The organism is Burkholderia seminalis DSM 23518 (genome assembly GCF_902832885.1).
GTDB classification, from domain to species: Bacteria; Pseudomonadota; Gammaproteobacteria; order Burkholderiales; family Burkholderiaceae; genus Burkholderia; species Burkholderia seminalis.
In genome coordinates this window covers 200,204-207,500 of record NZ_CADFDK010000011.1, presented here as the reverse complement: position 1 = coordinate 207,500, position 7,297 = coordinate 200,204, and the positions used below count along the sequence as shown (strand labels likewise).

Here is a 7,297-nt window from a genome sequence, read left to right as displayed (position 1 = left end):
TAATCCGGCTTTCGCCGGGCTATCCCCCACTACAGGACATGTTCCGATGTATTACTCACCCGTTCGCCACTCGCCACCAGGTGCAAGCACCCGTGCTGCCGTTCGACTTGCATGTGTAAGGCATGCCGCCAGCGTTCAATCTGAGCCAGGATCAAACTCTTCAGTTTAAACCTGTTACTGTTTTCGGTTCGGTTAAGAACCGGTCGCTCACTCAAAGCTGACAGGAATATGAATCACTTCATAAACCTGACTTACTTTAGTGTGAGACTCTTGATACTTTCGCTATCTGATCCGAGGATCAGCTCGCTGCCATCAAGCGCCCACACTTATCGGCTGTTAATTTTTAAAGAGCAATCTGCGAGGAACATCGTGCTTCCCGGCAGCGCTGCGTTTTCAGCAGCAGAGAAGCGAGATTATGAACCGTGTTTCGCAGTTCGTCAACAACTTTTTGCACTACGTCGTTGCGACCGCGGGGCTCAACTTCCGTACCGTCGGGGCCGTTCTTGCCGGGCCTCAACCGCACTGCTTCCCTTCCTTCCGCGCCGCGTTTCCGTGAGCGCGAAAGAGGCGTGATTCTATGCACCTCGCGCCGCCCACGCAAGCCCTTTGTGAAAAAAGTTTGAACAAGCCCCCGTGCGCTGCCGCGCACGGGGGCTGGGGGTTCGACGGGCGACGACCCGCCGTGCTGACAACAGGCGCCCAACAGGCCGTCGGACACCGCGCGTGGCAGAACCCGATCAGCGGTTCTTGAACTCCGGCTTCCGCTTCTCGACGAAGGCCGCCATCCCTTCCTTCTGGTCTTCGGTCGCGAACAGCGAATGGAACAGCCGACGCTCGAAGTGGACGCCCTCGGCCAGCGTCGTCTCGTACGCGCGGTTCACGGACTCCTTGACCATCATGACCGCCGGCAGCGAGAACTCGGCAATCGTCGCCGCGGCGGCAAGCGCCTCGTCGAGCAACTTGTCGGCCGGCAGCACGCGCGACACGAGCCCGGCCCGCTCGGCTTCGGCGGCGTCCATGAAGCGTGCCGTCAGACACATGTCCATCGCCTTCGCTTTCGACACCGCGCGCGGCAGCCGCTGCGTACCGCCAGCGCCCGGCATGATGCCCAGCTTGATCTCCGGCTGACCGAACTTGGCCGTATCCGCCGCAAAGATGATGTCGCACATCATCGCAAGCTCGCAGCCGCCTCCCAGCGCGAAGCCCGAAACCGCCGCAATGATCGGCTTGCGGATCTCGCGGACCGTCTCCCAGTTGCGCGTGATGTAGTCGCCCCGATAAACATCCATATAGGAGTAGGTCGCCATCATGCCGATATCCGCACCGGCCGCGAATGCCTTCTCGCTCCCCGTCACGACGATCGCGCCGATGCCGTCATCCGCATCGAACGCCTTCAGCGCGGCGCCCAACTCATCCATCAGCGCATCGTTCAGCGCATTCAACGCCTTCGGACGGTTCAGCGTAACCAGCCCGACACGCCCCCGGGTCTCCACCAGGATGTTCTCGTAAGCCATCTATTTCTCCTCGATCAATGAAATGAGAAACGCCTCGCACATGCGAATAGTTTGATGCTACCATTCTCCGACCAACCGGTCGGTTAATTAATCGATCCAACCCCTCTCAATGTCCATCAGGCCGCCGCCATGACCCATGCACTGTTCACGAAGCACGAAGACACGCTGAAGCACGCACTCGCCGCCATCGAGAGCCGCGGGTACTGGAGCCCGTTCGCCGAAATGCCGAGCCCCAAAGTGTACGGGGAAAGCGCGAACGCCGATGGCGAGGCCGCATTCAAGTCCCACCTCGACAAAACGTTCGAACTCGACCAGCCGGCGTCCGGCGAAACGGTCGGTGCCGAGCAGTCGCCCTATGGCATCGCGCTCGGCATCCGGTATCCGAAATCGACGCCCGACGCACTGATCGCCGCCGCGGCCGCCGCGCAACGCACGTGGCGCGAAGCCGGCCCGAGCGCATGGATCGGCGTCAGCCTCGAGATTCTCGCGCGCCTGAACCGCGCAAGCTTCGAGATCGCTTACAGCGTGATGCACACCACCGGGCAGGCATTCATGATGGCGTTCCAGGCCGGTGGCCCGCACGCGCAGGATCGCGCGCTCGAGGCCGTCGCCTATGCATGGGACGAACTGCGCCGCATCCCCGCCGACGCGCACTGGGAAAAACCGCAAGGCAAGAACCCGCCGCTCGCGATGCACAAGCGCTACACGATCGTCCCGCGCGGCACGGGGCTCGTGCTCGGCTGCTGCACGTTCCCGACCTGGAACGGCTACCCGGGCCTGTTCGCCGACCTGGCAACCGGCAACACCGTGATCGTCAAACCGCATCCGGGTGCGATCCTGCCGCTCGCGATCACGGTCCGGATCGCCCGCGACGTACTGCGCGAGGCCGGATTCGATCCGAACGTCGTCACGCTCCTCGCGACCGAGCCCAACGACGGCGCCCTCGTCCAGGACCTCGCGCTGCGCCCCGAGATCAAGCTGATCGACTTTACCGGCAGCACACAGAACGGCACGTGGCTCGAACGCCATGCCCACCAGGCACAGGTCTATACCGAAAAGGCGGGCGTCAACCAGATCGTGATCGACTCGACCGACGACCTGAAGGCCGCCGCCAGGAACATCGCGTTCTCGCTGGCGCTGTATTCCGGCCAGATGTGCACGGCGCCGCAAAATATCTACGTGCCGCGTGACGGGATCCGGACGGCCGACGGTCATGCGAGCTTCGACGAGGTCGCACAGGCCATCGCCGTTTCCGTCCAAAAACTCACCGGCGACCCGGCACGCGCGGTCGAACTGATCGGCGCGATCCAGAACGAAGGCGTGACCGCGCGCATCGACGACGCCCGCCAGCTCGGCCGCGTGCTCGCCGACAGCCAGACTCTCCAGCATCCGGTCTTCCCCGACGCCCGCGTGCGTACGCCGCTCGTACTGCAGCTCGACGTGGCCGATCGCGCCAAATTCACGCAGGAATGGTTCGGCCCGATCTCGTTCGTGATCGCGACCGACTCGACCGCTCAGTCGCTCGACCTCGCCGGTGAAATCGCGGCGGAACATGGCGCACTGACGCTCTCCGTCTACAGCACCGACGACGCGATCGTCGAGGCCGCGCACGACGCGGCGGTACGCGGCGGTGTCGCGCTGTCGATCAACCTGACGGGCGGCGTATTCGTCAACCAGTCGGCCGCGTTCTCCGATTTCCACGGCACCGGTGCGAACCCGGCGGCTAACGCGGCGCTGGCCGACCCGGCGTTCGTCGCCAACCGCTTCCGCGTGGTGCAAAGCCGCGTCCATGTTGCCCCGAAAGCAGTCCCCGCGGAAGCCGGCCAGACGGCGTAACCCGAATGGCCGACGTGCAAACGCCGCCACGTTCTCTACCATGAACGAATCCGCCACCCGGCGGGTTCGTTGCTCATCGATACGCCCATGACAGACGCCTACATCTGCGACGCGATTCGCACCCCCATCGGCCGCTACGGCGGCGCCCTGAAAGACGTCCGCGCCGACGACCTCGGCGCGGTGCCGCTCAAGGCGCTCGCCGAGCGCAACCGAAACGTCGACTGGTCGGCGATCGACGACGTGATCTACGGCTGCGCGAACCAGGCCGGCGAGGACAACCGCAACGTCGCGCGCATGTCGGCGCTGCTCGCGGGCCTGCCGACCGCCGTGCCGGGCACGACGCTGAACCGCCTGTGCGGCTCCGGAATGGACGCGGTCGGCACGGCCGCGCGCGCGATCAAGTCGGGCGAAGCGCGCCTGATGATCGCCGGCGGCGTCGAGAGCATGACGCGCGCGCCGTTCGTGATGGGCAAGGCCGCGAGCGCATTCGCGCGCCAGGCCGACATCTTCGATACGACGATCGGCTGGCGTTTCGTCAATCCGCTGATGAAGCAGCTGCATGGCGTCGACTCGATGCCGGAAACGGCCGAGAACGTCGCGGTCGACTACCACATCAGCCGCGCGGATCAGGACCTGTTCGCGCTGCGCAGCCAGCAGAAGGCCGCGCGTGCGCAGCAGGACGGCACGCTCGCCGACGAAATCGTCGCGGTCACGATCGCGCAGAAGAAAGGCGACGCTATCGTCGTGTCGCGCGACGAACATCCGCGCGAGACGTCGCTCGAGGCGCTTGCGAAGCTGAAGGGTGTCGTGCGTCCGGACGGCTCCGTCACGGCCGGCAACGCGTCGGGCGTCAACGACGGCGCGTGCGCGCTGCTGCTCGCCAATGCGCAGGCTGCCGACCAGTATGGGCTGCGCCGCCGCGCGCGCGTCGTCGGCATGGCAACCGCCGGTGTGGAACCCCGCGTGATGGGCATCGGCCCCGCGCCGGCCACGCAAAAGCTGCTGCGCCAGCTCGGCATGACCATCGACCAGTTCGACGTGATCGAACTGAACGAGGCGTTCGCGTCGCAGGGCCTCGCGGTGCTGCGCATGCTCGGTGTCGCCGACGACGATCCGCGCGTGAACCCGAACGGGGGCGCGATTGCGCTGGGCCATCCGCTCGGCGCTTCGGGGGCCCGGCTCGTGACCACGGCGCTCCATCAACTCGAACGTACGGGCGGCCGCTTTGCGCTCTGTACGATGTGCATCGGCGTCGGCCAGGGCATCGCCCTCGCAATCGAACGCGTGTAACCGCCCCGCCGCGCGCCTATAACGAAGTCATGAAGGAGACACTGCATGTCCTATCAGGCGATTCAGCTGGATATCGATCAGGCCGCGCGCGTGGCCACGATCACCCTCAACCGCCCCGACAAGCTGAACAGCTTCACGCGGGCGATGCATCGCGAACTGCAGTCGGCACTCGATGAAGTCGAAGCGGCCGGCGCGCGCGCGCTGATTCTGACAGGGGCGGGGCGCGGCTTCTGCGCGGGCCAGGATCTGGCCGACCTCGACTTCACGCCGGGCGCGTCCACCGACCTCGGCACGCTGATCGACGAGCACTTCAATCCGCTGATCCGCCGCCTGCAGCGCCTGCCGATTCCGGTGATCGCCGCCGTCAACGGCACGGCGGCCGGCGCCGGCGCGAATCTCGCCCTCGCATGCGATCTCGTGTTTGCCGCCCGCTCGAGCAGTTTCATCCAGGCCTTCGTCAAGATCGGGCTCGTGCCGGATTCGGGCGGCACGTGGTTCCTGCCGCAGCGCGTCGGCATGGCTCGCGCGCTGGGGCTCGCGCTGACCGGCGACAAGCTCGGCGCCGAGCAGGCCGAGCAATGGGGCTTGATCTGGCGTGCGGTCGACGACGACGCACTCGTCGCGACGGTCCGTCAGCTCGCCACCCAGCTCGCGCAACAGCCGACGCTCGCGATCGCATCGATCAAGCAATCGATGCGCGACGGCGTCACGAACACGCTCGACCAGCAGCTCGACCTGGAACGCGACCTTCAACGCAAGCTCGGCCAGTCGCACGACTACGCGGAAGGCGTGACGGCGTTCATCGAGAAGCGCGCACCGCGCTTCGAGGGGCGTTGACATGACGCACGCCACCACCACGCTCGACCCCGATTCGCTGGCCCGCGCCACGGCGCAGGCCATGTACGAAGCCGACGCCTGCAGCCGCGCGTTCGGCATGGAAATCGCCGAGGTTCGCGCCGGCTACGCCCGCCTGCGGATGCGCGTGCGGCCCGAATTCCTGAACGGACACCAGACCTGCCACGGCGGGATCATCTTCACGCTCGCCGATTCGACCTTCGCATTCGCGTGCAACTCGTACAACCTGAACACGGTCGCGGCCGGCTGCTCGATCGAATTCCTGCGCCCGGTGCACGGCGACGACGTGCTGACGGCCGAGGCGATCGAACAGGCGCGCGCCGGCCGCCACGGCATCTACGACATCCGCGTCACGAACCAGACCGGTGAAACGGTCGCGATGTTTCGCGGCAAATCCGCCCAGATCAAGGGCACGGTCATCCCGGAAGACCGCTGACGCCGACGGCCCGCACATAACAAACACTGGAGACAGGCATGACTACCCCGCTACCGCTCGAGCCGATCGAGACCGCCTCACGCGACGAGCTGATCGCACTGCAGCTCGAACGCCTCAAGTGGTCGCTCCGGCATGCGTATGACCACTCGCCCGTCTATCGTCGCAAGTTCGACGACGCGGGCGTGCATCCGGACGACCTGAAGACGCTCGCCGACCTGTCGCGCTTCCCGTTCACGACGAAGGGCGATCTGCGCGACAGCTACCCGTTCGGGATGTTCGCGGTACCGCAGGACCGGATCTCGCGCATCCACGCGTCATCGGGCACGACCGGCAAGCCGACGGTCGTCGGCTATACGGCCGGCGACATCGACACGTGGGCGAACCTCGTCGCGCGTTCGATCCGCGCCGCCGGTGCACGCCGCGGCGACAAGGTACACGTCAGCTACGGCTACGGCCTGTTCACGGGCGGGCTCGGCGCGCATTACGGCGCCGAACGCGCAGGGCTGACCGTGATCCCGTTCGGCGGCGGCCAGACCGAAAAGCAGGTGCAGCTGATCCAGGATTTCCGCCCCGACATCATCATGGTGACGCCGAGCTACATGCTGTCGATCGCAGACGAAATCGAACGCCAGGGCCTCGATCCCGTGCAGAGCTCGCTGCGCATCGGTATCTTCGGCGCGGAGCCCTGGACCAACGACATGCGCGTCGCGATCGAACAGCGAATGGGCATCGACGCGGTCGACATCTACGGGCTGTCGGAAGTGATGGGGCCCGGTGTCGCGTCCGAATGCGTCGAGACCAAGGACGGCCCGACCATCTGGGAAGACCATTTCTATCCGGAAATCATCGACCCGGAAACCGGCGAAGTACTGCCGGACGGCGAGCTCGGCGAACTCGTGTTCACGTCGCTGACGAAGGAAGCGCTGCCGATCATCCGCTATCGCACCCGCGATCTCACGCGCCTGTTGCCCGGCACCGCCCGCACGATGCGCCGGATGGAGAAGATCACCGGCCGCTCGGACGACATGATGATCGTGCGCGGCGTCAACGTATTCCCGACGCAAATCGAGGAGCAGTTGCTCAAGCAGCGCGCGCTCGCGCCGCACTATCAGATCGTGCTGACGAAGGAAGGCCCGCTCGACGTGCTGACGCTCAACGTCGAGCCCTGCCCCGACTCCGCACCCGATACGGCGGCGATCCACGCGGCAAAACAGGCGCTCGCGCACGACATCAAGTCGCTGATCGGCGTGACGGCCGTGATCAACGTGCTGCCCGTGAACGGGATCGAGCGCTCGGTCGGCAAGGCACGCCGCGTCGTCGACAAGCGCAAGGGATAACACCGGACGCCGCCGGTCAGCGACGCGGA

Annotated in this window: 6 protein-coding genes and 1 rRNA gene (1 of these 7 only partly in view); 5 read left to right on the top strand and 2 right to left on the bottom strand. The window is 65.7% G+C overall.

All coding sequences use genetic code 11. The annotated features are described in order from the left end of the window. Positions 1 to 167, bottom strand: a 16S ribosomal RNA gene (locus tag HWX00_RS28110) (it extends 1,366 nt beyond the left edge of the window). A gap of 570 nt (positions 168 to 737) precedes the next feature. Next, positions 738 to 1,514: an enoyl-CoA hydratase gene (locus HWX00_RS28105; RefSeq protein ID WP_034187470.1), complete on the bottom strand. Its 777-nt coding sequence runs from the start codon at positions 1,512 to 1,514 to the stop codon at positions 738 to 740. 129 nt (positions 1,515 to 1,643) lie between these two features. On the opposite strand from HWX00_RS28105, the gene paaN reads away from it, so the two are divergent. The 5 genes from paaN to paaK all read left to right on the top strand — a co-directional run bounded on the left by paaN (position 1,644) and on the right by paaK (position 7,268). Continuing rightward, entirely contained in the window at positions 1,644 to 3,350 is a 1,707-nt protein-coding gene (gene paaN, locus HWX00_RS28100; RefSeq protein WP_034187471.1) for a phenylacetic acid degradation protein PaaN, read from the top strand. 87 nt (positions 3,351 to 3,437) lie between these two features. Beyond that, the gene (gene pcaF, locus HWX00_RS28095) at positions 3,438 to 4,640 is read left to right on the top strand and encodes a 3-oxoadipyl-CoA thiolase (RefSeq protein ID WP_175027151.1); all 1,203 of its coding nucleotides are present in this window, start codon (positions 3,438 to 3,440) and stop codon (positions 4,638 to 4,640) included. 45 nt (positions 4,641 to 4,685) lie between these two features. Then, positions 4,686 to 5,477, top strand: a complete 792-nt coding sequence (paaG, locus tag HWX00_RS28090) for a 2-(1,2-epoxy-1,2-dihydrophenyl)acetyl-CoA isomerase PaaG (RefSeq protein ID WP_049034228.1) — start codon at positions 4,686 to 4,688, stop codon at positions 5,475 to 5,477. Between the two features lies 1 nt (position 5,478). After that, complete coding sequence (paaI, locus tag HWX00_RS28085; protein ID WP_059557496.1) at positions 5,479 to 5,931, top strand: hydroxyphenylacetyl-CoA thioesterase PaaI; 453 nt, start codon at positions 5,479 to 5,481, stop codon at positions 5,929 to 5,931. Between the two features lie 38 nt (positions 5,932 to 5,969). Continuing rightward, complete coding sequence (gene paaK / locus HWX00_RS28080; RefSeq protein ID WP_034187475.1) at positions 5,970 to 7,268, top strand: phenylacetate--CoA ligase PaaK; 1,299 nt, start codon at positions 5,970 to 5,972, stop codon at positions 7,266 to 7,268. Positions 7,269 to 7,297 lie beyond the last annotated feature (29 nt).

Bases quoted from the DNA above. Each gene is read 5' to 3' on its own strand.
- HWX00_RS28105 (WP_034187470.1), bottom strand. From the start codon at position 1,514: ATGGCTTACGAGAACATCCTGGTGGAGACCCGGGGGCGTGTCGGGCTG.
- paaN (WP_034187471.1), top strand. From the start codon at position 1,644: ATGACCCATGCACTGTTCACGAAGCACGAAGACACGCTGAAGCACGCA.
- pcaF (WP_175027151.1), top strand. From the start codon at position 3,438: ATGACAGACGCCTACATCTGCGACGCGATTCGCACCCCCATCGGCCGC.
- paaG (WP_049034228.1), top strand. From the start codon at position 4,686: ATGTCCTATCAGGCGATTCAGCTGGATATCGATCAGGCCGCGCGCGTG.
- paaI (WP_059557496.1), top strand. From the start codon at position 5,479: ATGACGCACGCCACCACCACGCTCGACCCCGATTCGCTGGCCCGCGCC.
- paaK (WP_034187475.1), top strand. From the start codon at position 5,970: ATGACTACCCCGCTACCGCTCGAGCCGATCGAGACCGCCTCACGCGAC.